Below are 24,633 nucleotides of genomic sequence, written 5' to 3'. Positions count from 1 at the left end.
GACTCAACTAGAAGATTGGGTCTGGCTGTTGGCCAGAAGTTCTTTGAGCAGGGGTAAAGTGATGGGGCGTTTCTTTACCAGTGAATAATTGTCCAGCGCATCGATCAGTGCGCTCAAGCGGTTCATATCGCGATCGTAGTGAGTCAGTATCCAGCTGAGCACTTCCGCTTGCAGCTGCAGACCGCGGGCAGCGGCTCGCTGTTGCATGGCTTCGGCCCGGTGGGCGTCCGACAGGTATTCCAGCCTGAATACCAGGTCCCAGCCCAGGCGTGTGCGCAAGTCCTCGCGCACGGACATGGTTTTGGGAGCCCGGTCGCCGGAGACCAGCAGCGTGAAGGCGTCTGGCCGGGTGGCCGACTCGCGCCAGCGATTGTACAGTGCAAATACGGCAGCCTGACCGTGCTCGTCAAAACGTTCGATATCGTCGATGGCCAAGAGGCTGGGGGGGGCTTTGTCATCGGTAGCGATGTCAAAGATGGGCTGGAAGGGTGTATCTGAACTAAAATAGCGGCTGTCGTCTTGACTGGCCATCGCCCGCAGCAGATGTGTTCGACCTGCGCCGGGCGGTCCCCACAGGTAAACCGCGCGTCCTGGACTGCATTGACGCAGAGCCTGCAACGCAGCCTGATTCGCTCCGGCAACAAAGTTGTCCAAAGAGGCAGGCGGTGCTGGAGATATATCCAGAATCAGTTGCTCGGTCATGTGTCGTACAATTTCGTCCAACTCGCAATTTTCACATATCCCACGGCTTTTCCCATGAAAAACACTACTTCTGTTTCCTTGACCTACCGCGATGCAGGCGTGGATATCGACGCGGGCGATGCCCTGGTCGATCGTATTAAACCACTGGCTGCCAAAACCATGCGTGCAGGCGTCATGGCTGGAATCGGAGGCTTTGGCGCTTTGTTTGAAGTGCCTACCCACCTTAAAGAGCCCGTTCTGGTGTCCGGCACCGACGGTGTTGGTACCAAACTACGCCTGGCATTTGACTGGCAGCGCCACGACACTGTGGGTATAGACCTGGTGGCCATGAGTGTCAACGACATTCTAGTCCAGGGCGCAGAACCCTTGTACTTTCTGGATTACTTTGCCTGCGGCAAGCTGTCGGTCGACACGGCTGCTCAAGTAGTTGGCGGCATTGCCAAGGGTTGTGAACTGTCCGCTTGTGCCCTGATCGGTGGTGAAACGGCAGAGATGCCCGGCATGTACCCCGAAGGCGAGTACGACCTGGCCGGTTTTGCAGTGGGAGCGGTAGAAAAATCGCGCATTATCGATGGCAAGTCCATTGTTCCTGGTGACGTGGTTCTGGGTCTGGCTTCCAGCGGTGCCCACTCCAACGGTTACTCCCTGATTCGCAAGATTCTCAAGCACGCCAACGCCAAGCCTACCGACGAGCTCGATGGCCGTCCTTTGGCTGACGTGGTCATGGAACCCACCCGCATCTACGTGAAATCCGTGCTGGCTGCCTTGGCTGCCCACGGTGCGGACATCAAGGGCCTGGCTCACATCACGGGCGGCGGCTTGCTGGAAAACGTGCCACGCATTCTGCAAAAGCACCTGACTGCCCGTCTGAAGCGTGATTCCTGGACCATGCCTGCCTTGTTCCAGTGGTTGCAAAGCAACGGTAACGTGGCCGACGAAGAAATGTACCGTGTGTTCAACTGCGGTATCGGCATGATCATCATTGTTCCTGCAGACAAGGCAGACGCCATCAGCGCCACTTTGTCCGAGCAAGGCGAAACCGTTTACCAATTGGGCGAAATCCTGGAGCGTCAGGAAGGTCAGGCACAGACTGAAGTGGTCTAAACACCTCTGATCTTTCCGTCAGTAAAAAAGCCAGCTCATCAAGCTGGCTTTTTTTATTCCTGCATCCTGCTTTGAATTGCCCTGTATTACCGCATCGAATCTGATGTATTTGATTTTCAAATAAATATTATATGGATTTGATTATGTCGTTTTTCGAGCTAATCCGAATTTAGGTATTACTCGTACATTCCATAATGTTCCCCGATCAGCAAGGCTCCTACAGTAGCGGCAAGCACATAGAAATTTCAGCTGAAATGTTAGAAGCAATTTCTTAGGGGGAAGAAAATGGAGCACAGCGATTTATCTTTGAAAGACCCGCATCCTGCTTTGCACAACGAAGACTTGGCGCCTTTGCCACGACAAAAACGCTTGTGGGGCTGGTTCGAGATTTTCAACGTCTGGTCTAACGATATTCAAAGTCTGTTTGGCTACACCTTGGCCGCCACCTTGTTCATTTCTTATGGTTTGAATGGTTGGGCCGTATTTGCTGGCATCTTGCTGGCCGGTTTTATTGTGATGGGGCTGGTGAATCTGAGCGGTAAACCCAGCGTGCTGTATGGCGTTCCCTATCCTGTGATTGCCCGTATCAGTATGGGGGTGAAGGGCGCCAAGTTTCCTGCTCTGGTGCGCGGGATTGTGGCCATTTTCTGGTATGGCGTGCAGACCTACTTTGCCTCCACGGCCTTGGCGCTGTTGTTCAATGCCTTGCTGGATCATCCCGGCGGAGCCTTGTTCCTGGGGCTGGATTGGGTGGGCTGGGTGTCTTACGTGGTGGTTTGCATCCTGCAGCTGGGTATTTTCCTGATGGGCATGAAGTGGATTACGCGCTTCCTGAACTGGGCGGGCCCGTTGGTGTATCTGGTGATGTTCGCCTTGCTGGCCGTGATCTGGTACAAGGCTGGCGGTGGTTTGCTCGATAAAGTGGGTGAGATCTTTGCCGGTAAAGGCTCTTACGAAGGCGGACCCTTGATGGCCTTTGGTGCGGTGGTGGGCACTATGGTGGCGTACTTTGCTGCCGTTGTGATCAACTACGGCGACTTCTCGCGCTTTGTGAAAGACGAGCGCAGCATGCGTATCGGTAACTTCATGGGCTTGCCTGTCAGCCTGGCCGTGTTCTCCTTCCTGGCCTTGTTCATTACCGCCGGTACAGCTGTGTTGTTTGGCGAAACCTTGACCAACCCTACCGATATTGTGGATCGCGTCGATAGTCTGGCTTTAACGGTGATCGCGGCTTTGACCTTCTTTGCCGCAACCGTGGGTATCAACCTGGTGGCGAACTTTATTCCACCGGCCTTTGATTTGGCCAACCTCAAGCCCGAGCTGATCTCTGCCAAGATGGGCGGCATTCTGACAGCCGTAATTGCTTTCTTTATCGGTGCCTTGTGGCTGCCCTTGATCAGCGCTATCGGCATTACGGGTTTTGTGGATACCTTGGGCGCTTTGCTGGCTCCCTTGTACGGCATCATGATTGTGGACTTCTACTTGATCCGCAAACAGCGTGTCGTGGTGTCGGATCTGTTCAGCCTGGCAGAAAGCGGTACCTACTACTTCCAGAACGGCTGGAACAAGCGTGCAATGGCCGCTTTCTTCCTGGCGGCGGTGTTCTCGGTAGCGACTGTTTGGGTGCCTGCGCTGGCGAATATGGCGGGTTACGGCTGGCTGATTGGTGCCTTGTTGGGTGGCGCGTTCCAATACGTGGCCATGCGCACCAAAGTTTTGCCCAAGCTGAGCGGCGCTTCGGTGTAAGAGGCGTTTCGGGTAAAAAAACGGTCTCTTTGAACGGCCCCTTGGCAGTCGGATACTATCCGGCCGTCAAGGGGCCGTTCCTACGAGCGAGCCTGGTGTATCAGGCTGGCCAGATCTGGCGTGCCGCTTGCACAATCTGCTCGGCGGCTTGCGGGCTCTGGCAGTTGAATTGCAGACGCTCGGGTTCGGAGCGTAGCCAGGTCAATTGACGTTTGGCTAGCTGGCGAGTCGCGGCAATCGCCTGTTCGATCGCCACGTCCAGGCTGACTTCGCCGTCCAGATACGACCACAGTTGCCGATAGCCCACACAGCGAATGGAGGGCAGACCGGGATGTAAATCAGGGCGCTGGTACAGCTTCTCCACTTCCTGCAGCAGCCCTTGCGCGATCATGTCGTGATAGCGAGCCGCAATGCGCTTATGCAGCCAGGATCTATCTTCTGGCTCCAGGCTCATGGTGACGTACTGGTGGCTCTCTTCTTGCGGCTGGGCTTTGTCCTTGAGCCAGTCACTCATGGTCTTGCCACTGATATGGAAAATCTCCAGCGCACGTTGAATGCGCTGGCTGTCGCGGGGAGCCAGTCGGGCAGCTGTCACCGGGTCGATGCGGGTCAGTTCCTCGTGCATGCCGGGCCAGCCAATCTCCTGGGCACGCTCATCCAGTTGCTGGCGAATGGCAGGGTCTGCCTGCGGTAAATCGTTCAAGCCTTCGCGCAAGGCTTTGTAATACAGCATGGTGCCGCCACACAGCACAGGGTAATGCCCGCGCGTCCGGATTTCTTGAATAAGACGGGTCGCGTCGGTGGCGAACTCTGCGGCTGAGTAACTCTCTACCGGGTCGCGTATATCCAGCAAGTGGTGGGGGATAGCGGCTTGTTCTTCGGCGCTGGGTTTGGCGGTGCCAATGTCCATGTCACGGTAAATCGTGGCCGAATCCATCACAATCACTTCAATCGGCCAGTGTTGCGCCAGGATATGCGTGCTTGCGCTTTTGCCGCTGGCCGTCGGGCCAGCCAGGCACAGAATGGGTAAATCGTTCATTGTCCACGCATAAAAAGTTTGTCCAGCTCGCTGAGCTTCCATTGGAACCAGGTGGGGCGGCCGTGATTACACAGGTCGGCCCGGTCAGTTTGTTCCATCTTGCGAAGCAGGGCGTTCATCTCGGGGATGCTCAGGCGACGATTGGCGCGTACGGCGCCGTGGCAGGCCATGGTGGAGAGCAGTTCGTTGCGTTGCTCATCCAGGTGGCGTGACGAGCCTACCTGGGCCAGATCGCGCAGTACGGCACGGGCCAGCGATTCGATATCGCCTTGGGCCAGGAGGGCGGGGACGGCACGCACGGCCATGGTGGTGGGGCCTGCCGGATTCATGCTCAGGCCCAGATCGGCCAGGGTTTCCTGATGCTCATCCAGCAAGGCGATATCACTTTCCGAGCAGCTGAATACAACCGGCACCAGCAGATCCTGACGGGGCAGTTCGCGGCCATCCAGAGCCTGCTTTAATTGTTCGTAGACCACGCGTTCATGTGCGGCGTGCATGTCCACCAGAATCATGCCCTGACGGGTTTCGGACAGAATATAGATGCCGTGCAACTGCCCCAGGGCCATGCCCAAAGGAAATTCGTCCGTTGTGCTGTCTGTCTCGCTTTGGTAGCTGGTGACTGGCGTGTTGCTGGGAGCAGGCTCAATCGGGCGATATATGCTTTTCCAGTCGACATTGCCACCTCCAGAGGGCTCGCGCAGGCTGAAACTGGATTGCCAACCTTGACGGGCCGGATGGCTATACGGCATGGCGGGTTCGCTGCTGGTGTAGGAGCTGCTGGGTGCGCCAGGCGTGGCCGAAGGGTAGGGGGTGCCCGTTATAGGAGGCTGGGTAGCGCCTTCAGGTAAAGGCATGGCGGCAACTGGCGTTTCCCCGGCCATGCTGCCTTGCGCCAAGGTTTGTCCGACAGACTGCAGCACAAAGCGGTAGACGGCACCGCTGTCACGGAAGCGAACCTCGTGCTTGGCGGGGTGTACGTTCACATCCAGCGTGGATGGGGCAATGTCCAGAAACAAGGCATAGGCAGGCTGGCGATCTCCATGCAGTACATCGGCATAAGCACTGCGTATAGCATGTGACACAGTACGATCACGCACAAAACGGCCATTCACGAACAAGAACTGTTTGTCTGCACTGGGGCGAGCATGGGCGGGGTGAATCACCAGACCACGCAAGCTGATCAGGCCTTGTTCCTGGGCGACAGGCAGGCTTTGCTCAATAAACTCTTTGCCCAAAATATCCAGCAGGCGTTGCTCCAGTGTGCCGCTGCGCCAGTGGCGTTGGGGCTTGTCATTGTGAAACAGTCGGAAAGCGATCTGCGGCTGTGCCAGGGCAATGCGCTCCAGCGCGGTCACGCAATGGCCGTACTCCGTGCCTTCCGTACGCAGGAACTTGCGACGGGCAGGGATTTCGTCAAATAGCTGACGTACATCCACATGCGTGCCAATCTGCCCGGAGGCGGGCTGGGGTTCGCTTTGACCCAGTGAGTACTCCCAGGCGTGCGGGTCGTCCTGAGTGCGCGAGTTAATCGTCAGGCGGGCTACCGAGGCAATTGAGGGCAGGGCTTCACCCCGAAAGCCCATGGAGGCCACGGACTCCAGTTCTTCCAGCGAGCGAATCTTGCTGGTGGCATGTTGCAGCAGCGCCAGGGGCAATTCTTCCTGGGTGATGCCGTGGCCATCGTCGCTGACAGAGATGCGGCGTATGCCGCCGCCGTCCAGGCGAATCTCGATGGCACTGGCTCCGGCGTCAATCGCGTTTTCCAGCAATTCCTTCAGGACAGATGCCGGGCGCTCGATAACTTCACCGGCTGCAATTTGGCTTACAAGCAAGTCCGGGAGTGGGATAATACGGCGTCTTGATGACATAGGGCGGCTGGCCTTGTGTGTATTCAGGGTTGAACATTACACGTTCAACGGGTTTCAAACGGTAGCGGCTTATTTTAACCGCTTGCTCTATGGTGTCGGTCTGACCAGTATCGGACTGGCTGGATTGTTATTTTGGTGTGGAACTATGCCCGATTTACTCAGCATGATCCTTCATATTGACCAGTACCTGGGTGTGTGGGTCGAGCAGTATGGAGCCTGGATTTATCTTGTTCTGTTCTTGATTATATTTGGCGAGACCGGGCTTGTGGTTTTGCCCTTCCTGCCGGGCGATTCCCTGTTGTTTATTGCTGGAGCCTTTGGCGCTTCGGGCATGCTGGACCCGGTCATGCTGGGTGGCCTGCTGATCGTGGCAGCCGTGCTGGGTAATACCGTGAACTATCACGTGGGTCGGTATATAGGCCCGAAAGTCTTTACCCAGGAATCCCGATTCCTGGATCGTCGTGCGTTGGTCAAAACCCATGCTTTCTATGAAAAGCATGGTGGCAAGACCATCGTCATTTCCCGCTTTTTGCCTCTGTTTCGCACCTTCGCGCCTTTTGTGGCCGGGGTGGGCCATATGAATGCCATGCGCTTTCAGATGTATAACATTACCGGCGCGGTGCTGTGGATTTGCAGCTTGATTACCCTGGGCTACTTCTTTGGTAATGTGCCTTTCATCAAGGCGCATTTGAACACCATTGTGCTGATTGGTATTGCGGCAGCGGCAGTGCCTGTTGTGGCTGGGGCCTTGTGGAAGATCTTCAAGCGCAAGAGCAAGGGTGATGCGACTTTGTAGGATTTGAGATCGGATTGTTTGCTTGTTAAAGGTTAAGGAAAGGACGCCAGTAGGCGTCCTTTTTTATTTCGGGAACCTGTCAGATATCGCTGTTGTTGGCGAGGGGGTAAAAGCCGTCGCAAAATCTGGGTTCAAGTGTTCAAGTGTTCAAGTGTTCAAGTGTTCAAGTGTTCAAGTGTTCAAGTGTTCAAGTGTTCAAGGTAACTATTGGCACTCTCGGTATTTTTGAAAAAGCTGCCTCTGTTTCAGCCTTTAGCGAAGAATGCCTCAGTTTTCTTGAGGGGGAGCCGCTAGTCTGCAGGCGGGGCCCTGGCCCGTGCTGCGCACGGGTACCCTTGTCTCTTGAGCTATCCAGGCGCCCCGTGAACTCGCGCGATAGCTCGTCCCCCGGACGAGCTATAAGCGTCGCGCTCAAACAGCACGGGGCTTGTATCCTGGATAGCTCAAGAGCCTGCGGCCAGCACCCTGACTCGCCTGCAGACTAGCGGCTCCCCCTCAAGAAAAGGCCATGCCGATTCAGGTTCAAACAGGTTCTTGCCCAAAGATGCTCTCTTTTCTGAACAGCCTCAGACTCTACGGAAACAAAAAAAGCGCAGCAAAAATGCTGCGCTTTTTTCATCGAACCAAGCAGATAGTTAGCTACGGCTGGCCAGTGCCGGAAACTCGGCAAAATATCCCCGGATGCCGGTCAGAATGGCTTGGGCAATTTTGTCCTGATGCGAAGAACTACGTAGCAGACGCTCTTCTTCCGGATTACTGATAAATGCCGTTTCGATCAGAATCGATGGAATATCGGGTGCTTTCAACACAGCAAAACCAGCGCGTTCAACATTGCGCTTGTGCAGGCGGTTGATCTTGCCGATCTCGCCCAGCAGGCGCGAGCCCACTTTCACCGAGTCGTTAATCTGTGCGGCTGTGGACAGGTCCAGCAGAATCTGTGCGACCTGACGGTTGTGGGAACCCAGGTTCAGACCACCGATCAAGTCAGCATCGTTCTCTTTCTTGGCCAGCCAACGGGCCGCCGAGCTGGTTGCACCGTTCTGGGACAGGGCGTAGATGGACGAGCCACGCGCACTGGGCTTGATCCAGGCGTCAGCGTGAATGCTGATGAACAGGTCAGCTTTCACCCGACGGGCTTTTTGCACACGCACTTGCAGCGGCACGAAGAAGTCCGAGTCGCGCGTCAAATAGGTACGCATATTGGGCTGCGCATCAATCAGGCGCTTCAAGCGACGGGCAATGTTCAGCACCACATCTTTTTCACGGGTACCACCGGGGCCGATGGCACCGGGGTCCTCACCTCCATGGCCAGGGTCCAGTGCGATTAGCAAAGGACGATTGGGTGTACCAGGCGTGGCCGCAGGCGAAGGAGAGCGCGGTGGAGTTGTAACGGGAGGCGGCGTACGAGCGACGGGCGGCAAGGTCTGCCCCTGTACTGTAGGCACAGGAGCGTCAGGCGAGTTTTGAGCCAGGCTTTCCAGGACGGAAGCCAAGGGGTCGTTATCGTCCTGAATTTGCAAAGCCAGCAGCGGGTCTTGCGCCACGCGCGGGTACAAGTCCAGCACCAGACGGTACTTGTATTCGCCAACGGGCTTAAGGGTAAAGATCTGGGGAGCGACGGCCTGTTTCAGATCCAGCACCAGACGCACGACGTCGGGGCGGTTCTGGCCCACGCGCACGGAGCGAATGTAGGGGTCATTGGGGCGGACCTTGGAAACCAGCTCCTCGATGGTGCGGTTCATGGTCAGGCCCTGGATGTCCACCACCATGCGATGGGGGTTTTCCAGTGTGAAGTGCTCGGCCTTGAGCTCGCTATCCATTTCCAGGGTGACGCGGGTGTATTCGTCTGCCGGCCAGGTACGGACGGCCACGATGGTGCTGGCGTTCGCCAGCCGCGGTATGACGGGAAGCAGGAACAGGGTGGTGGCCGTGGCGACGAATCGGCGACGGGCCTTGCCGGCTGGGGCTACTTCTGCAGGCTGGGGGCGAGTGTCGTAATCCATAGCGTTCCTTTGGCGCTGCGTGCATCCAGGGTGGCCAAACGACCGTCACCGCAATAATCCAGGTGTAAATCCAGATCGGGCTCGGGCAATAAATCCCCTGCTTTTTCGGGCCATTCGATCAGCACAACAGCATTGTCTTGCAAAATATCGCGAAAACCTGCGTCGACCCATTCTCGTGGATCGCTAAATCTATAAAAATCAAGATGATAGAAGTATAAGCTAGAAACTTTATAACTTTCAAGCAAAGCGTAGCTAGGACTTTTGATACGACCGGTAACGCCACAAGCCCGTAACAGGGCCCGAACAAAGTGGGTTTTACCGGCGCCCAGGTCACCATGAAGATGAATTCGGCCACCCACAGGCACACCGGGAACCTGACCGCTTAGCAGCGGGGCAAGGCGCTCGGCCAAGGCGGTGGTAGCGTCCTCGTCAGGCAAGGACAGGGTTAAAGCTTGCGGATTCATAGGCTTGGATCAGGTAGCGAGGGATAACCACAATGGAATGGTCAAGCCCGCTAGTATAGTGCCGATCGACATGGTCAGCGCGACCAGACGGCTATCGGCCCCCATGCGGGCAGCCAGTACGTGGGCAGAAGAGGCCGTAGGCAGGGCAGCAAATACCAGTAACATCTGGCGCTCCAATGTGCTCATATCCAACACCCAGGCAATCGCCAGCGCCGCCAAGGGCAAAGCCAGCAGCTTGATGGCCGTAATCCAGCCGATCAAGGCCCCGGCACGCCGCGAGCCTTGCAGGGACAAGGTGGCGCCTACACACAACAAACCAATCCCCAGGGCACAAGCCCCCAAGCGGCTAAAGGCCAATTGAACCGGGCCTGGTACGGACAAACCAGCCAGATTCCAGGCCAGTGCAGCAACAGTAGACAGAATCAGGGGATTTTTAAGCAGCTCGATGGCGATACGGCCTTGCTGCCCCCGCGCCAGCACGGTCACTGCCACCATATTGGCCATGGGAACAGAAAAGCCCACCAGCAAAGCCATGACAGCGACACCCGATGGCCCGGCAATCGCACTGGCCAGAGACATCCCCAAATAGGTATTGAAGCGAAAGGCGCATTGAGTCAGGGCCGCGTGCTGCAAATGTTCGGGTTTCAGAATGGGCAGGGCCAGCCAGGCCAGAACCGTGCCTACGGCAATTAAAACAGCCGCAGCGACCAATAAAGGCCAGGTATCGCCCAGATTGAGCGGAATGCGGGTAATGGAATCAAACAGCAGGGCTGGAAACAGGACGTAATAGACTAGCTTCTCCGCACCCTGGAAAAAATCCCGGCTGAAATGAAAGTGATGCAGCAGTAAAGCCCCCAGTGCAATTAACAGGAAATCGGGCAGAATCAGCGGGAATATTGTGGCCATGATGAGGGTAAATAGAAGCAGATATAGGTATATCCCCTGTAGGTATCTGCTTTCAGAATTAACAATTGATGGGGATTAGCTGCGCTATTATTGGTTAGTTCCCCTTACCCAGGGGATGGATCTACAAAAAGACTAAAGAGGAGATGTTCCCATGATAGAGAAGTTTCCCAAGAAATTTGCGCTGCTATCCCTTTGTGCAAGTTTGTCCATGATCGGCACGGCTAATGTCGCTCATGCTCAAGCGGATTATCCTAATCAAGCGATTCGCGTCATTGTTCCTTTTGCGCCAGGCGGCTCCACCGATATTGTGGCGCGCATTGTGACCAAGGGCATGAGCGAAGTGCTGGGCCAGTCCATGGTGGTAGAAAACAAGGGTGGTGCCGGTGGCGCTATTGGAGCGGCAGAAGCGGCTCGCGCCAAACCTGACGGCTATACCTTGTCAATTGCCACCATTTCGACTTTGGCTGTGAATCCCGCTTGCCGCCCTAATGATTTGCCTTACGACCCCTTGAAAGACTTTGTGCCGGTCAGCAACTTTGCCAACCTGCCCAACGTGATCGAGGTCAACCCCAAATTCCCGGCACAGAACTTCAAGGAGTTCGTGCAGCAACTGAAAGACAATCCAGGTAAGTATTCTTACGGCAGCTCGGGCACTTGCTCGGTGCTGCACTTGTTTGGCGAAGCCTTCAAGCTGGAAACTGGCACCGACATCGTGCACGTTCCTTACCGTGGTGCCGGCCCGGCTGTAACGGATGCGGTCGGTGGCCAGATCAATGCCATGTTTGATAACCTGCCTTCGTCCATGGCCCAGATCCAGGCTGGCAACTTGCGCGCATTGGCTATTGCCTGGCCCGAGCGCCTGCCTGCTCTGAAAGATGTGCCGACCTTGGCCGAAGAAGGTTACCCGCAGCTGAACAGCCCGGCCTGGTATGGTCTGCTGGCTCCCAAGGGTACGCCGCCTGAAATCGTTGCCAAGCTGCATGCCGCTGCTGCGGAAGCCTTGAAGAAACCCGAAATTATTTCGGCTCTGGAAAAGCAGGGGGCAACACCGTCGGGTAATTCGCCTGAAGAGTTCGCCAAGGAAATCAAGGAGCAGTACGACTGGGCCCACGACGTGGTCAAGAAAGGTAATATCAAGCTGGAATAAGCTCGTCTCAGTCTTTTCTCGCCGACTGGCAAGGAACAGCACCCCAAGTGCCAAGCTCATTTTGGTGCTTGGGGTATTTTTTTATGGCTCCGTCTTATCCGGGTTATAGCGACCTAGACATGCCTGTATCAAAACGGTCAGGAGTCCCAGGTTTCCGCGTACGCTGCTGATTTTCGTTGGGACCTGTCCTTTGGGGTAAAGTCGGCTGGTGGGTAATTCAACACAGGTATAGCCAAGCTTGGGTATCCGATAGGACAGGTAGGCCAGTAGTTCGTAATTAGCAAAAATATCGCGGAAAGGAGCGACACGAGGGTCTAGCAAGATACGTCGGCTATAGGCTCGAAAGCCTTGCGTGGTGTCGGTCCAGCGGAATCCAGAAAACAGGCTCAACATGGGCGCATGGATTAGACGTATCGCCAAATCGCGAGACAGAGGCGTGTTTTTTGCAAACCCACCCGCAATGTAGCGAGAGGCCTGAACGAAATCGGTTCCTTGTTTTAAGGATTGAATAAATTCGGGGATGGCTTGCGGGTCGTCCTTGTCGTTCCCGTCAATAGTGATGATGCCTTCATAGCCGCTTGTCAGACAAAAGGCATAGGCGCAACGCAATTGAGCACTCAGTTTTCCGCTACCCGTTTTGACAAGCAGGCCGCGTACTCCCAGTTGCTGTAATAGCATGGGTTCCAGTGAGCCGTCAGTACTGCCCCCGTCAATAAGAATGATGTCAGCGTGCTTTTCGATTTGAGCATCTGCCATGCGTTGCAGAAGGCTATGTATGCGAGCCCCTTCATTGATTACGGGGATAACGACGCAATAGTCATGTCGTTTTCCTTGCCAGAAGGTACATTCGTAAGCAGGCACTTGCCAGTTTGCGGGCGCGGGTGAAATGGGGCTCATGTGCTTCGGAAAGTGATGAAAATAACACCGACAATGACCAATACGATGCCGATGAGTGTGGTGGTGGGGAATGCTTCACGAAAGAGCAGGTGAGACATGATTGCAACGCTCGCAATGGCCCCAGAGGTCAAAATGGGGTGCGCAACATTCAGGGGCAGTCTTGTCAGGGCGGCGGCATAAAGCAGAAAAGCTATTCCATAGAGAACTAGTCCTAGCCAAAATGGCCAGTTGCTCAAGGCGGCCATGGGGTCGGAGAGCGATGGAAAGCGGCGGGGGGGCATCATGGCCAATTTGACGAGCACACTGGCGCTGGCGTTCGCTGCAATACCCAAGAAAAGAATCAGCCATTTCATAGCGGCTGCTCAAGTGCGGGGTTGCGATAAGCCTGAATGGCAACGTGCAAGGCTCGTGAAATGCTTTGCAAGGCAGGTTCTGTTTCGGTAGCCAACATTTCTATGGTGACGATGGCTTTGGGCAGGGATTGGGCCAGGGCTGATGCCATTTTCCCATGGTCTGTTCCGTTATCGCCTAATGGCACCAATTGTGGTTCGCTTGCATGGACATGGCCGATCAGCGCTGCGTAAGAGTTCAGCACCTGGGCTACATCCTCCTGGTTGATGGTAATAGCCCCTGTGTCCAGTTGCATGCGTAAAGCCGGGTGGTTGACGGCTTTGACCACTAAGGCTGTTTCCTGACTGTTAGTCATGAAGTTGGCACCATAGCAGACTGGATTAGGCTCCAGGCATAGCAGAACGCCCTCATCGGCGGCGTAGTTGGCTGCTTGCTGGAAAAACTGGATTGCGCTGTCTGTGGCCTCTTGGTCGCTTAGACTATGACGATCCCGGTTGCGGGGGGAACCAAAGACCAGACGTGTTGCGCCCAGTATGCCTGCAATCCGAAAAATGGCCTGGAGGCGGGTAAGCAGCCCTGAGCGAGATGCTTTATCGCCAAAGACATTCAGGCCAGTGGTGCCAAACAACAAGGACTGCATGCCGATGATGCTGATACCACGTTCATGCCACCACTGTTTCACTGCCATGATTTCGGCTTTGGTCGCCAGCTCAGGGGATGAGAAGTATTTGCCCGGCGCAATATCGATGGCGTCAATCTGATGCTGTTCAAGCAATGTGGCGATACGCTGATCTTCTTCAGGCTGCCAGGCGATATTGGAAATGGACAGTCGCATAGTTAGCCCTTCTCCTGAGATAGCGTGACAGGCTCGGTTTGGACATAAGCCCGTATAGCTTGGATGGACTCTTTGCGACTGTATTGGTAGGCACCATGAGCCTCATACAGTTTGGTGTGCAAGCTTCGGATGTCGTAGTGGGCAGGAGGGTGGTCCGTCACGTTTTCAAAGAACTGGTTAAAGCCGTGTGTGGCAACCTCTGCGACGCTCACGGGCTCAGCACATAAATGCAGTAGCTCCAAATCTGCTTTTAGTGCCGTTTGCAAGTCATACCAAAGGTTGATCATAGGGTAAAACTGGAACAGCGCCCGGCTATCAATCGCTTGTAGATTATTGTTGTTTAGAAAATCGAACAGGATATTTTTACTAAGGCCAGGCCCAACCAGACCAGGAAGACGGACAATCAGGTGATTCTCGAATCGTTGGGTAACGAATTTCTCCAGCATGCGACGGTGCAGGCCGTAAGGGTGCAGATTGCTTTCATCGACTTCGCTGGACTCATCGACATGAATCGGGCTTTTGAATACATCTACCGTGCTGATGAGTACAAATTTTTTGCAGGTAATCCGGTCCAGATGCGCAATCAGTTGTTCAATGACTTCTTTGTCATGGGCAGGCTCCTTGTTGGCCAGCCATTTTTTGGCGGGAGCAGCGCAGCAATAGACGGTGTCATATGGTTGAGTGCCGATTTGATCGGCATTGGTGCTACGAAAGTTGTGCCCGAAAGCACGCTGACGACTGAGTGTCTGGCCTACAAAACCGGAGTATCCGATCAGGGCATCTTCATTCATGGTCTCTGAGTCCTTCTTGGTAGCGTAAGCAGAGCGTGGCTCTGCATGTCTCTATGGGGTAGTGCTGGATGATAAAAGCATCCAAGGCAGGAAAGCGCTGTTTCATTGAACGGCCATCAATGTTGTAGGACCAAAAGGTAGAGGAGTAAATCAACACCGGCACATTGCTGAGCTTTACGTCATTGATCAGCTCGTCTTCATAGTCCGCTGATGCATAGACGGGGTAGGTAAAGCGGCTGCAGGCGGGTAAACGGGTAAGGCCGTTGATCAGACCATGATTGGCAAGATCAAACACGCAGTTAGCTTTGTGGCGCTGCAATTCGGCACTCGCCCACTGTATGTCGGGTGCAACGGTATCTTGATCCAGCTGTTTTTTGACCAGGGGGGTGACCCATCCATATCGGCTTTGCGTAAGTTCAGGGTCAACGTCCTGGCTCAGGGCAAATATATAAACTGAAAATAGCAGTGAGGCGCACAAGGCCAGATTGGCGACGAAGCGCTGCCCGGTGTAACGAGGCGTGTTCGCCTGCAGCAGGCAGGCGGCAGCAAGAGCTGGGACGAAAGTAGTGTGTTCTAGTCCGATCAGGAAGCTTTGCCACAGCAGCCAGATTGCTGCTGCCCCAAACAGCCATTGCATTCTGGATTGGATGCAGGGGGTTCGAATCGCCAGCAGCATCGGAATCCATAACGCGTAATGAATATGCTCCGGATCTGCCCGGTTTGTCCCTATTTTGGTGAAGAGTGCCGCAAGCAAGGACAGAGCAATCAGTTCCGACAAGGCTTTTTTCAGACTATGGGCGCGCCAGTGCGAGAACCAGCAGCCGAGTACGGCCAGTATATTGAGTTGTACGGCAAACTCGATGAGAGGTGTGGTTTGTGGCCCGGCGGCCAGGCGCCATTGCGCTGATGTGCGCATTAGTACCAGAATATTTTCCAGTAGCGAAGCAGGGGAAAGAATAGGATGTATCAGGCCCGCCAAAGCAAGGGTCAGCACGAACATAGCCAACGCGATCAGGTAGTCTCGCTGACGAGGTAAGAGAACGAGGGTTGCCGTACCCAGAGCCAGGCAAGCCGCGATACCACGGTCAAAGCTCCAGACCAGCCCCAGGGCCATGCTCAGACCGAATGCCACTTGCTGTGCTCTCCGTATTTGTCGGCTGTATCCTGGTTTGATCAGCAAGTAGAAAAGCAGGAGGCAGAGCAAAAGAAACAGATCTCGGTAGCCGACAGTAAAGGCCGCTGACAAAGCCAGGCACAGTGCGGGTAATCCTGGACGTGGCTGGTCTGATAGGCGAATTCCTAAAATAGAGACCAGCAAGCAGGCTATCAAGCCTAAAAGACAATACAGAAAGAAGGTAGGCAGAAAGCTGTAATGGGTGTCGCTCAGGCTGGAGACGAGTAAATACGGGATGTAATCCAGGGCCCCATGAATGGATAGTGCGGGAAAGGGGGAACCGGCTGTGTCCGACAAAGACTGTGCAACGGCGAAATACTCCCCTTGGTGAAAAGGGTCCTGGAAGAAATAGTTTGAGCCCTGGACAGTGAAGCGGCCGGAGAATTTTTCAATTAGGGCAGCGGGCAGACACAAGGCAAGAATGGCTGGTGCAGTGATGCGGTGTTGGAGGTCAACGGATTTCATCTTCTATTTTTTCCAGGACATCATAGATGTTGTCGACTTTTCCACCCAGTATTGACCAGCAGCCCGGCAAAGTATGGTGGCGCTCGAACAAGATGGGACGGCCATCGTCTGTCTCATTACGGCTGAGTACGGTCTTTACTTCGAACAAAGACTCTTTATATTGGGCTTTGGCCATCGCTGGCATATAGCGTTGTACGTCCCGAATCATACGATCAAAGCGAGACTGGTAATCATAGGTGCGCAAGCGTTGATAAGGGTCTAACGTAGGTTGATCCTGCCAGTGAAGGTGCGGTGTGTAGCGTACATGCGATAGCGTGTGGAGTTGGCGAGCGGGAAAGGGCATGACCGAGAAAAAGGGGCCGTCCATGACGGTGATGCCCAGTGAAGCCAGTTCTGAAGGCATTTGAATCAGTGCCATCTCCGTGATTTCATGTTTGAGTTTGCTTTGGATAGGCGGAAAGTCTCCCCCTAATTGGTTCAAGCCGCTGTAGGTGCAGTTCAGAATGCGTTGCGTTTGAATATTTTTTGGGGTGGCGTCCTGATCGGTGATCTGTAGGCTCAGGCGGCCAGGATTATCTTGGCTAACAGTGCTTGCTTTAACTCCGCAAAGGACGGTGACTCCAGCATCGCTCAGGGCCTGCCTGGCCCAGGAGGCTAATGTGGTGCTATCAAACGCATACTCATCCACCAGAAAAACGTTTTCGATGAGTTTGGGATTAAATAGGGCAAGCAAGGTAGGGGGGGCATTTTCGATGCGGGCGTCAATTTGTTGGCAAAATTTGATAAATTGCCTGGCGGTGACTTTCGAATTGCGACGAGCAATGGCGTAGAGCTTGACATGCTCTTTGTAGATGGCTTGCGGCCATTCTTGCAGAAAACGGGGCAGATTGATTCTGCTTCTATAGGCAGTGACGAAACTGCGTGGATAGTGGTAACCATTATGTACTCGAGCCTGGTTGTTGTATGAGGCCCGCGTCATTAACGCTTTTTCTTGTTCTACCAAGCATACCCGCCAGTTTCGTTGACGAGCCAGGAAGACGGCAATGGCACATCCATAAAAACCGCCCCCAATCACCACCGCATCCCACGATGAATTGTCCCCGGTCGTTCTTTCCATGGTCACGACTGCCCGCTTGAGCGCGCTGTGCTGGATTCTTGTTCCTGGATGTTGAGTTTTTCGCGGCGGCTTATGCGGGCGCTGGTGAACTCTTGGGCAATATGATAAAGCGGTCCTTCGTTGGATAGGCTGGCCATGTTCAGTATGTACTCGCCCAGTACAAGCAGTACCAGGGAAATTAAGAAGAACATGCCTGATTGTTGCAGCGAAAGGCTGATCCAGCCTTCGGCAATATTGTCTTTGTAAAACGCAATAAACAAGACATACAGGGAATACAGCAGATTGGCCACCGCACCGAACAGGGACAGTGTAGTAACCAGGCGCATAGGGGCGCGGGTGGTTGAAACCAGCAGGCGCATGCCTCGGTCTACGCTGTGGCCCAGTCGTCTTGGCTTGGCGGTTCCGGCTAATACGCTTTTGTAATGCAATGTGGTTTTGGCAAAGCCCCCGGTAGCGGGCAAGTGGCGGTATGTGATTGCAGGTTGGGGGTGCTGCAATATGAAGTTCACGACTCGTTTACTGAGCACGCGATATGGTGGCGCCTCATTTGCCAGATTGATTCCACTAAGACGTTTGTACAGAACGTTGAACGTGGTAAAGGCCAAGCGGTAAGCCAAGGTTCTTGGGTAGGGGTGCTGGTTCAGGGCGAAGACGACATCGGAGCCACTGACGGCATGCGCTAACATTTCAGGCAGGAAATCGAGGTCATCAACGACAGGATTGAATACAGCCACAAAATCACCCAGGGCGTTTTCAAGTCCCACCCATGACGCCGTGTCAGTATCCACTTCTTTGGTTAGTGCATAAACCTGCAAGTTCGGCAAACCTTGTTCGCTGGCAAGAGCCTGAAGCGTGCTGATGCTGTTATCAGTAGATGCATTGTCAACCACGATGAGCTCGTAGTCGCTGACCAAGGGGGACAGTTTTTCCGAGATATGGGTCAGCATAGGTTCAAGTTGCTCTGCTTGATTGCGTACTACACAGACCAATGACAAGAAAACAGGATAAAAGATCATGTGGCTCCCGGCAGATCTGTGACGGAGGTAAAAACCAGAAATGCAAGACAAGGACGGAAGGAATAGGCTGAATGTAGCATTTTATGTCCAAGTCTAATTGGGAGAGTAGATATAAAAAAACCGGCCTGCACAGGCCGGTTTTTCATTTCAGCCCTCAGGCCTAGCCACGATTGGCTTGCAGCACGGTCAAGGCCGTCATATTAATGATGCGGCGTACGGTCGAGCTGTAAGTCAGGATGTGTACAGGAGCATTGGCGCCCATCAGGAAAGGACCGATGGCCACGTTGCTGCCAGCAGCGGTTTTCAGCAGGTTGTAGCTGATATTGCCAGCGTCCACGTTCGGGCAGACCAGCAGGTTGGCCGAGCCTTTCAGCGAAGAGTTAGGCAAGGTGCGGCTGCGCAGGGCTTCGTCCAGCGCGCAGTCGGCGTGCATTTCGCCGTCCACTTGCAGTTCGGGAGCCTGTTCCTGAATCAGCTTCAGGGCCTCGCGCATCTTGGGACCGGAAGCAGCCGAGTCCGAACCGAAGTTGGAGCGCGACAGCAGGGCGACCTTGGGTTCCAGGCTCAGCGTGCTCAACATGCGGGCGGCTTCAATCGTGTATTCCGCAATTTCCTGTGCGTTCGGGTCGTCGTTGACGTGCGTGTCAGTCAGGGCAACGGTGCGCTCGCCCAGCAGCAGGATGTTCATGGCGGCGTACACGCTGGAGTCGGGTTTGCGACCGATCATCTCGTCGATGTAGCGCAGGTGGTTGTGGTAGGAACCGATCGTGCCGCAGATCATGCCGTCGGCATCACCCAGGTGCACCATGGTCGAGCCAATCAGGGTCAGGCGGCGACGCATTTCCACGCGAGCCATTTCCTTGCTGATACCGCGACGGCACATTTTTTCCCAGTACGTGGTCCAGTACTGGTGGAAACGGTCGTCAGACTCGGGGTTGGTCACTTCCACATCCACGCCCAAGCGCAGGCGCAGACCAAATTTCTTGATGCGGGACAGCAGCACGGCAGGGCGGCCAACCAGAATCGGGTGGGCCAGCTTCTCGTCCACAATCACTTGCACGGCACGCAGCACACGTTCTTCTTCACCTTCGGTAAAGACGATACGAGCCTTGCCGCCTTCGCGCACCAATTGCTTGGCTACGGCAAACACGGGCTTCATGAATGCGCCGGAGTGGTAGACAAACTGTTGCAGCTTGGCGATGTAGCCTTCCAGGTCAGCGATAGGGCGGGTTGCCACGCCTTCTTCCATGGCGGCCTGGGCCACAGCGGGGGCGATGCGCACGATCAGACGTGGGTCGAATGGCTTGGGGATCAGGTAGTCGGGGCCAAAGCTCAGGCCGTAACCACCGTAGGCAGCGGCCACGGCTTCGTCTTGCTCTTCTTCAGCCAGAGCCGCAATCGCGCGGGCAGCAGCTTTTTCCATGCCACGGGTAATCGTGGTGGCGCCCACATCCAGCGCACCGCGGAAGATGTAGGGGAAGCACAGCACGTTATTGACCTGGTTCGGGAAGTCCGAACGGCCGGTTGCCATGATCACGTCATCGCGAGCGGCTTTGGCCACTTCAGGCAAAATTTCGGGGGTGGGGTTGGCCAGCGCCATCACGAAGGGACGGTCTGCCATTTTCTGCAGCATTTCAGCTTTCAGTACGCCACCGGCGGACAGGCCTACGAACACGTCAGCATTTTCGATGACATCAGCCAGCTTGCGTGCTTCGGTTTCTTTGGCGAAACGGGCCAGTTCAGGAACCTGGTGACCAGGGCGGCCTTTGTAAACCACGCCGTCAATGTCGGTGACCCAGACATTTTCTTCGGGCAGGCCCATGTCCACCATCAAGTCCAGGCAAGCCAGTGCGGCCGCACCGGCACCGGAGGTCACAACCTTGATCTTCTTGATATCTTTGCCGACCACTTTCAGGCCGTTCAGGAAAGCCGCCGTCACGCAAATGGCGGTACCGTGCTGGTCGTCGTGAAAGACGGGGATGTTCATGCGTTCGCGCAGCTTGCGCTCAACTTCAAAACACTCGGGTGCCTTGATGTCTTCCAGGTTGATGCCACCGAAGGTGGGCTCCAGACCGGCGATGATATCCACCAGCTTGTCGGGATCGGTTTCGTTGATCTCGATGTCAAACACGTCCAGGCCAGCAAATTTCTTGAACAGAACGGCCTTGCCTTCCATCACGGGCTTGGAAGCCAGGGCACCAATATTGCCCAGACCCAGCACAGCGGTACCGTTGGAGATCACGCCCACCAGATTGCCCCGGCCGGTGTAGCGGAAGGCGTTTTTCGGGTCGACCACGATTTCTTCGCAGGCGGCAGCAACACCAGGGGAATAGGCCAGGCCCAGGTCACGTTGGCTGACCAGGGGTTTGGTCGCGGCAATGGTGACTTTGCCGGGAATGGGGAACTCGTGGTAATCCAGGGCGGCTTGTCGATCTACAGGTGAACTCATCGTGTCCTCTTGCTCAGGCGCCAAACAGGTGTTTGGTGAAATCCAGGGAAGGCGTGGCGAATAGTGCGCCAGCGCCGGCTTTCAACAAGTGTAGATAATTAAACAGTCCGCAGTATTAGGGCTTATTATTGCCCTATTAGTAAATGCTTATAGATAGGGGTAAAGGCTTGGAAACAAACGATATCGCCCATCGCCTGGTACAACGACTCAGGTTGCGTCACCTGGCTCTGCTGATCGAAATCGACCGCTTGGGCTCGCTGACCAAAGTGGCGGATTTAATGGCGATGACTCAGCCTGCGGTCACTCAAGCCTTGGCCGAGGTGGAGCAAGTCTTTGGCACACCGCTATTCCTGCGTTCATCGCGTGGTATGGAGGCAACAGCGCAAGGGCAGATCGTGATTTCACGTGCTCGGGCCATGGTGCAGGACATGGAGTTGTTGAGTCTGGACTTGCAGGCGCACAGCATGGGGCGGCAAGCACATTTGCGGCTGGGGGTGATTCCCCTGGTGTCCGGCAAGCTGGTTTCCACGGCCTTGCGGGCAACTCGCCCTCAAGGGCAGGTCGTGTCCGTCAGCATCACCGAAGGGCTAACGGAAACGCTGCTGGAACAACTGCGTGATCACGCTTTGGATGCAGTGGTGGCGCGCAGTTCTCCGGACTTGAATATGAAAGGGCTGCGCCATGAAGCCTTGTACGCGCAGCAACCACGCTTGATTGCCAGCCGGGAACTGGCGGGGCGATTGGGCCGACGCAAGTTGGATTGGGCGCAATTGCAGGATCTGGACTGGATTCTGGGACCGCGCAATACCCCGATGCGGCGGCAGGTGGCGAATCTGTTTTTGCGGGCAGGCTTGTTGGAGCCGGTGCCTAGTGTGGAAACCTCTTCACCCAAGCTGATCGGTGAACTGATCGTGAATCACTCCCGTGCCGTGTCTGTGGTCCCGACCGAAATTGCTGAAGAACTGGTGCGCGTGTCCGGCGTGGCGATTGTGCCGTACTCCTTTGAGTGGGGCTTGTCGCCTATTGCGCTCTTTACGCGGGTGGCCGGCCAGCAGCGTCCGGTAGACAAGCTGTTCGCGCAGGAGCTGAAACGGGTGTGTACTGATAAGACGGTGCCTTTGGAGCGGGGGGCTTTTTTCTACTAATGTCGTTCTGTCTGCTGCGGGCTGATTGCTAGTGTTACACCGTGAGCGCCCTATGTTGAGCTTGCCGGGCAAGAGCTGGAAGCAGGATGTCATACCTGCTCAAAAAACCGGAGCAGCTCAGTGGTAAGAACCACCCCCCGCTTGTATGCCCAGGAGTCTGGAAGGGGGGGCGGTGTGCAGCGCCCGGTTTATTGATGCCGGGGCTATGCAAGCAGTGGCTTACTGGTTCACATACCAGATGGCCTTGGTTTGCTGGTACTGATCCAGGGCTTCCATTCCCTTGTCCTTGCCGCCAAAACCGGACAGTTTGAAGCCGCCAAAGGGCGCGGTGATATCACCTTCGGAAAAGCCATTTACCGAAACGGTGCCTGCCTTGATTTTGCGCGAGACACGCTGCGCCCGCCGTACATCAAGCGTGTAGAGGGAGGCGGCCAGGCCATATTGGGTATCGTTTGCCAAGGCGATGGCTTGCTCTTCTGTCTCGAAGGTCGTGATGGCCAGAACGGGGCCGAACACTTCCTCCTGGAACAGGCGGTCTTCCGGGGTGATGTGATCGAAGATGGTGGGCTCGATATACCAACCACTGCCCAGGTTACTGTGAATGCGCCCCCCATGAACCAACTTGGCGTTTTTGCCGGGGTTCTGCAGAAAGCTGGCCACTTTTTCAAAGTGCGCTTGTTCTACCATCGGCCCGATAGACACATCCGGGTCCGTAGGCAGACCTACTTTCCAGGAGCTTAGCCCCTGTTTGAGTTTTTGCAGTAGCGTATCTTTCAGGCTGCTGTGTACGATCAGGCGGGAGCCGCAGCTGCAGTTTTCGCTCATGTTCCAGAATGCGGCCGCCAGGATGGACGGAACTGCTTCGTCCAGCAGGGCATCCTCAAAAACGACCTGGGGGCTTTTCCCGCCGCATTCCAGCACGACCTCCTTCAGATTGCTTTCTGCGGAATACTTCAGAAACAGGCGACCCACTTCGGTGGAGCCGGTAAACGACACAATGTCCACGTCCCCGTGGCGTCCCAAAGGCTCTCCGACTTCCTCGCCTGTGCCTGTGATCAAGATCAGGGCTCCTGCGGGAACGCCTGCCTGATGTGCCAGCTGTGTCATGCGGTAGGCGCTCAGGCTGGTTAGCTCGGACGGTTTCACAATGACTGAATTGCCGCACACCAGCGCAGGGGCAACTTTCCAGGCGTACATTTGAGCCGGGAAATTCCAGGGCAGGACGGCCGCCACCACACCAATGGGCTCCTTGGTGATCAAACCCAGTGCTTCGGAGCCGGTTGGGGAAATTCGACCAAAGCATTTATCGGCCGTCTCTGCATACCAGCTGAAGGTATCGATGGTGGCGGGCATGTCGGTATTCAGACATTCGGTGATGGGCTTGCCTGCATCCACGCAATCGAGTGCGGCCAGTTCCTCGGCGTGTTGCTCCAGCAAGGCTACCCATTTGAGCATGATCTTTTTGCGTTCTGCCGGAGACAGTTCAGACCACTCGCCGGACTCAAAGCTTGTGCGCGCGGCAGCCACCGCCGCTTCTACATCCGAGGCTTGGCCGGCAGCGATTTTGCCAATTACGGCCAAGTCGATAGGGCTGACGTTATCGAGCAGGGCCGAAGCCGTGGTTTGATAGCCAGGAATTAAATGGGAAGCGTGCAGCTTTCCGGCGCGGGCCAACTCAAAGACAGTCTCTTGTTGCGTGGGCATTCAAGCCTCCTGTTCTACTTGATAAGCGTTGATCTGGGCCAGGAAGTCATCTCGTTCCTGCGCGTCGACTGGCAGCAGAGGCAAGCGTACCGAACCGACATCAATGCCGTGACGCACGCAGCCCAGTTTGGCTTTCTGGTTGTAGTTGCCAGACTCCATGGCGGCAATGGCGGGCAACATGGCGGCCATCATGCGACGTACCGTGTCCCAGTCTCCTTGCTCGGCGGCTTTCAGCATTTGGACCTGCTCGGCAGGAAACACATTGGCCCCGCCACTGATCCAGCTACGCACTCCCCAGAACAGGAAATCGGCTGCCTGGTCATCGCAACCACAAACAACCTGAAAATCGGGCAGATTGGCATTGACCATGGCAACCACCCGGCTGAAGTTGCCGCTGCTCTCCTTGATGCCCACAATGTTCTTGACCTTGGCTAGTTCGTAAACGGATTCAAGCTCGATCTGGATGCCAATGCGTGCCGGGAAGTTGTACATGACGATGGGCAGTTCAGTGGCCGCGGCGACCTCCTTGAAATACGCCACCACTTCATTCTGGCCGGGCAGGCTGTAAGGGGTGGGAGAGAGCATCAGTGCCTCATACCCTAGCTCTTCCGCTTCACGGATTCGGCTGATGGCTTCGGCAGGCGACATGGAGTTCACGCCGGCAATCAGTGTTGTGCGGCCACGGCCAGTTCTGGCAACAATCTCCAGCACGCGGCGACGCTCCTGTGCACTGAGCGCGTAGTATTCGCCCGTGGTTCCACAAGCCACGATACCGCCTACTCCGGCTTCAATAAAGCACTCAACCAGACGCTCCAGCGCAGCTTCGTTTAACTGGTTGTTGGCGTCAAACGGGGTAACGATGGGAACGAGGATTCCGTTCAGATTCATGATGTCTCCAGATTATTAATAGTTGA

The 24,633-nt window shown here is 55.4% G+C and carries 21 protein-coding genes; 5 read left to right on the top strand and 16 right to left on the bottom strand.

The genetic code is table 11. From position 1 onward, the window contains the following. Positions 1-3: 3 nt before the first annotated feature. On the bottom strand, positions 4-702 hold the full coding sequence (gene hda / locus D0C27_RS17375) for a DnaA regulatory inactivator Hda (RefSeq protein ID WP_137431384.1): 699 nt from the start codon (positions 700-702) through the stop codon (positions 4-6). A 54-nt stretch (positions 703-756) separates the two neighbouring features. Between hda and purM the strand changes: the two genes are divergently transcribed. Together purM and D0C27_RS17360 are read left to right on the top strand one after the other, a co-directional pair. Continuing rightward, positions 757-1,806, top strand: coding sequence for a phosphoribosylformylglycinamidine cyclo-ligase (gene purM / locus D0C27_RS17370; protein WP_022983476.1), 1,050 nt, complete (start codon positions 757-759; stop codon positions 1,804-1,806). 285 nt (positions 1,807-2,091) lie between these two features. Continuing rightward, positions 2,092-3,552 (top strand): NCS1 family nucleobase:cation symporter-1, encoded by a 1,461-nt coding sequence (locus D0C27_RS17360; protein WP_137431383.1) that lies wholly within the window; start codon positions 2,092-2,094, stop codon positions 3,550-3,552. A 100-nt stretch (positions 3,553-3,652) separates the two neighbouring features. On the opposite strand, the gene miaA is transcribed toward D0C27_RS17360, so the two are convergent. Then, positions 3,653-4,591 carry a tRNA (adenosine(37)-N6)-dimethylallyltransferase MiaA gene (miaA, locus tag D0C27_RS17355; protein ID WP_115634191.1) on the bottom strand — a complete coding sequence of 313 codons (939 nt, stop codon included), beginning with the start codon at positions 4,589-4,591 and terminating at the stop codon, positions 3,653-3,655. After that, on the bottom strand, positions 4,588-6,459 hold the full coding sequence (gene mutL, locus D0C27_RS17350) for a DNA mismatch repair endonuclease MutL (RefSeq protein ID WP_115634190.1): 1,872 nt from the start codon (positions 6,457-6,459) through the stop codon (positions 4,588-4,590). Before mutL ends, miaA begins: the two co-directional genes overlap by 4 nt. Positions 6,460-6,604: 145 nt before the next feature. Between mutL and D0C27_RS17345 the strand changes: the two genes are divergently transcribed. Further along, positions 6,605-7,255: a VTT domain-containing protein gene (locus D0C27_RS17345; RefSeq protein WP_026485215.1), complete on the top strand. Its 651-nt coding sequence runs from the start codon at positions 6,605-6,607 to the stop codon at positions 7,253-7,255. A gap of 635 nt (positions 7,256-7,890) precedes the next feature. Here the strand turns inward: D0C27_RS17345 and D0C27_RS17340 are convergent. From D0C27_RS17340 to D0C27_RS17330, 3 genes are read right to left on the bottom strand one after another with little or no spacing between them, the layout of a single operon-like run. Beyond that, entirely contained in the window at positions 7,891-9,258 is a 1,368-nt protein-coding gene (locus D0C27_RS17340; RefSeq protein WP_009461284.1) for an N-acetylmuramoyl-L-alanine amidase, read from the bottom strand. Continuing rightward, positions 9,222-9,722, bottom strand: a complete 501-nt coding sequence (locus tag D0C27_RS17335) for a bifunctional alanine racemase/tRNA (adenosine(37)-N6)-threonylcarbamoyltransferase complex ATPase subunit type 1 TsaE (RefSeq protein WP_009461285.1) — start codon at positions 9,720-9,722, stop codon at positions 9,222-9,224. Before D0C27_RS17335 ends, D0C27_RS17340 begins: the two co-directional genes overlap by 37 nt. Before the next feature lie 9 nt (positions 9,723-9,731). After that, complete coding sequence (locus D0C27_RS17330) at positions 9,732-10,628, bottom strand: AEC family transporter (RefSeq protein WP_081055357.1); 897 nt, start codon at positions 10,626-10,628, stop codon at positions 9,732-9,734. Between the two features lie 208 nt (positions 10,629-10,836). Here D0C27_RS17330 and D0C27_RS17325 point away from each other — a divergent pair, with 208 nt between their 5' ends. Next, the gene (locus D0C27_RS17325) at positions 10,837-11,775 is read left to right on the top strand and encodes a tripartite tricarboxylate transporter substrate binding protein BugE (RefSeq protein ID WP_022983479.1); all 939 of its coding nucleotides are present in this window, start codon (positions 10,837-10,839) and stop codon (positions 11,773-11,775) included. Between the two features lie 81 nt (positions 11,776-11,856). On the opposite strand, the gene D0C27_RS17320 is transcribed toward D0C27_RS17325, so the two are convergent. From D0C27_RS17320 to D0C27_RS17285, 8 genes are all read right to left on the bottom strand, one after another. Beyond that, positions 11,857-12,672 carry a glycosyltransferase family 2 protein gene (locus tag D0C27_RS17320; protein ID WP_115634189.1) on the bottom strand — a complete coding sequence of 272 codons (816 nt, stop codon included), beginning with the start codon at positions 12,670-12,672 and terminating at the stop codon, positions 11,857-11,859. After that, positions 12,669-13,025, bottom strand: coding sequence for a DMT family transporter (locus tag D0C27_RS17315; RefSeq protein ID WP_115634188.1), 357 nt, complete (start codon positions 13,023-13,025; stop codon positions 12,669-12,671). Before D0C27_RS17315 ends, D0C27_RS17320 begins: the two co-directional genes overlap by 4 nt. Continuing rightward, positions 13,022-13,858: a sugar phosphate isomerase/epimerase family protein gene (locus tag D0C27_RS17310; protein WP_115634187.1), complete on the bottom strand. Its 837-nt coding sequence runs from the start codon at positions 13,856-13,858 to the stop codon at positions 13,022-13,024. The genes D0C27_RS17315 and D0C27_RS17310 overlap by 4 nt, the downstream gene beginning before the upstream one ends. 2 nt (positions 13,859-13,860) lie before the next feature. After that, positions 13,861-14,649 (bottom strand): NAD-dependent epimerase/dehydratase family protein, encoded by a 789-nt coding sequence (locus D0C27_RS17305; protein WP_137431382.1) that lies wholly within the window; start codon positions 14,647-14,649, stop codon positions 13,861-13,863. Next, positions 14,642-16,288, bottom strand: coding sequence for a hypothetical protein (locus D0C27_RS17300; protein ID WP_137431381.1), 1,647 nt, complete (start codon positions 16,286-16,288; stop codon positions 14,642-14,644). Before D0C27_RS17300 ends, D0C27_RS17305 begins: the two co-directional genes overlap by 8 nt. Then, entirely contained in the window at positions 16,275-17,405 is a 1,131-nt protein-coding gene (locus D0C27_RS17295; RefSeq protein ID WP_137431380.1) for an FAD-dependent oxidoreductase, read from the bottom strand. The genes D0C27_RS17300 and D0C27_RS17295 overlap by 14 nt, the downstream gene beginning before the upstream one ends. A 2-nt stretch (positions 17,406-17,407) precedes the next feature. Continuing rightward, positions 17,408-18,421: a glycosyltransferase gene (locus D0C27_RS17290; protein ID WP_137431379.1), complete on the bottom strand. Its 1,014-nt coding sequence runs from the start codon at positions 18,419-18,421 to the stop codon at positions 17,408-17,410. Between the two features lie 160 nt (positions 18,422-18,581). After that, positions 18,582-20,870, bottom strand: a complete 2,289-nt coding sequence (locus tag D0C27_RS17285) for an NADP-dependent malic enzyme (RefSeq protein WP_035271015.1) — start codon at positions 20,868-20,870, stop codon at positions 18,582-18,584. Positions 20,871-21,013: 143 nt separating this feature from the next. Between D0C27_RS17285 and D0C27_RS17280 the strand changes: the two genes are divergently transcribed. Further along, positions 21,014-22,015, top strand: a complete 1,002-nt coding sequence (locus D0C27_RS17280; RefSeq protein ID WP_083054089.1) for a LysR substrate-binding domain-containing protein — start codon at positions 21,014-21,016, stop codon at positions 22,013-22,015. A gap of 219 nt (positions 22,016-22,234) precedes the next feature. Here D0C27_RS17280 and D0C27_RS17275 read toward each other — a convergent pair whose 3' ends face one another. Together D0C27_RS17275 and dapA are read right to left on the bottom strand one after the other, a co-directional pair. Then, complete coding sequence (locus D0C27_RS17275) at positions 22,235-23,719, bottom strand: aldehyde dehydrogenase (RefSeq protein ID WP_137431378.1); 1,485 nt, start codon at positions 23,717-23,719, stop codon at positions 22,235-22,237. Next, positions 23,720-24,607 (bottom strand): 4-hydroxy-tetrahydrodipicolinate synthase, encoded by an 888-nt coding sequence (dapA, locus tag D0C27_RS17270; protein WP_009461293.1) that lies wholly within the window; start codon positions 24,605-24,607, stop codon positions 23,720-23,722. Between the last annotated feature and the right edge of the window lie 26 nt (positions 24,608-24,633).

Origin of the sequence: Alcaligenes faecalis (genome assembly GCF_005311025.1) — a bacterium.
Classification (GTDB): domain Bacteria; phylum Pseudomonadota; class Gammaproteobacteria; order Burkholderiales; family Burkholderiaceae_B; genus Alcaligenes; species Alcaligenes phenolicus.
This window is presented reverse-complemented; position numbering and strand designations above follow the sequence as displayed.

Excerpts from the sequence above, each read along its gene's own strand:
- hda (WP_137431384.1), bottom strand. The coding sequence starts at position 702 with ATGACCGAGCAACTGATTCTGGATATATCTCCAGCACCGCCTGCCTCT.
- purM (WP_022983476.1), top strand. The coding sequence starts at position 757 with ATGAAAAACACTACTTCTGTTTCCTTGACCTACCGCGATGCAGGCGTG.
- D0C27_RS17360 (WP_137431383.1), top strand. The coding sequence starts at position 2,092 with ATGGAGCACAGCGATTTATCTTTGAAAGACCCGCATCCTGCTTTGCAC.
- miaA (WP_115634191.1), bottom strand. The coding sequence starts at position 4,591 with ATGAACGATTTACCCATTCTGTGCCTGGCTGGCCCGACGGCCAGCGGC.
- mutL (WP_115634190.1), bottom strand. The coding sequence starts at position 6,459 with ATGTCATCAAGACGCCGTATTATCCCACTCCCGGACTTGCTTGTAAGC.
- D0C27_RS17345 (WP_026485215.1), top strand. The coding sequence starts at position 6,605 with ATGCCCGATTTACTCAGCATGATCCTTCATATTGACCAGTACCTGGGT.
- D0C27_RS17340 (WP_009461284.1), bottom strand. The coding sequence starts at position 9,258 with ATGGATTACGACACTCGCCCCCAGCCTGCAGAAGTAGCCCCAGCCGGC.
- D0C27_RS17335 (WP_009461285.1), bottom strand. The coding sequence starts at position 9,722 with ATGAATCCGCAAGCTTTAACCCTGTCCTTGCCTGACGAGGACGCTACC.
- D0C27_RS17330 (WP_081055357.1), bottom strand. The coding sequence starts at position 10,628 with ATGGCCACAATATTCCCGCTGATTCTGCCCGATTTCCTGTTAATTGCA.
- D0C27_RS17325 (WP_022983479.1), top strand. The coding sequence starts at position 10,837 with ATGATCGGCACGGCTAATGTCGCTCATGCTCAAGCGGATTATCCTAAT.
- D0C27_RS17320 (WP_115634189.1), bottom strand. The coding sequence starts at position 12,672 with ATGAGCCCCATTTCACCCGCGCCCGCAAACTGGCAAGTGCCTGCTTAC.
- D0C27_RS17315 (WP_115634188.1), bottom strand. The coding sequence starts at position 13,025 with ATGAAATGGCTGATTCTTTTCTTGGGTATTGCAGCGAACGCCAGCGCC.
- D0C27_RS17310 (WP_115634187.1), bottom strand. The coding sequence starts at position 13,858 with ATGCGACTGTCCATTTCCAATATCGCCTGGCAGCCTGAAGAAGATCAG.
- D0C27_RS17305 (WP_137431382.1), bottom strand. The coding sequence starts at position 14,649 with ATGAATGAAGATGCCCTGATCGGATACTCCGGTTTTGTAGGCCAGACA.
- D0C27_RS17300 (WP_137431381.1), bottom strand. The coding sequence starts at position 16,288 with ATGAAATCCGTTGACCTCCAACACCGCATCACTGCACCAGCCATTCTT.
- D0C27_RS17295 (WP_137431380.1), bottom strand. The coding sequence starts at position 17,405 with ATGGAAAGAACGACCGGGGACAATTCATCGTGGGATGCGGTGGTGATT.
- D0C27_RS17290 (WP_137431379.1), bottom strand. The coding sequence starts at position 18,421 with ATGATCTTTTATCCTGTTTTCTTGTCATTGGTCTGTGTAGTACGCAAT.
- D0C27_RS17285 (WP_035271015.1), bottom strand. The coding sequence starts at position 20,870 with ATGAGTTCACCTGTAGATCGACAAGCCGCCCTGGATTACCACGAGTTC.
- D0C27_RS17280 (WP_083054089.1), top strand. The coding sequence starts at position 21,014 with ATGCTTATAGATAGGGGTAAAGGCTTGGAAACAAACGATATCGCCCAT.
- D0C27_RS17275 (WP_137431378.1), bottom strand. The coding sequence starts at position 23,719 with ATGCCCACGCAACAAGAGACTGTCTTTGAGTTGGCCCGCGCCGGAAAG.
- dapA (WP_009461293.1), bottom strand. The coding sequence starts at position 24,607 with ATGAATCTGAACGGAATCCTCGTTCCCATCGTTACCCCGTTTGACGCC.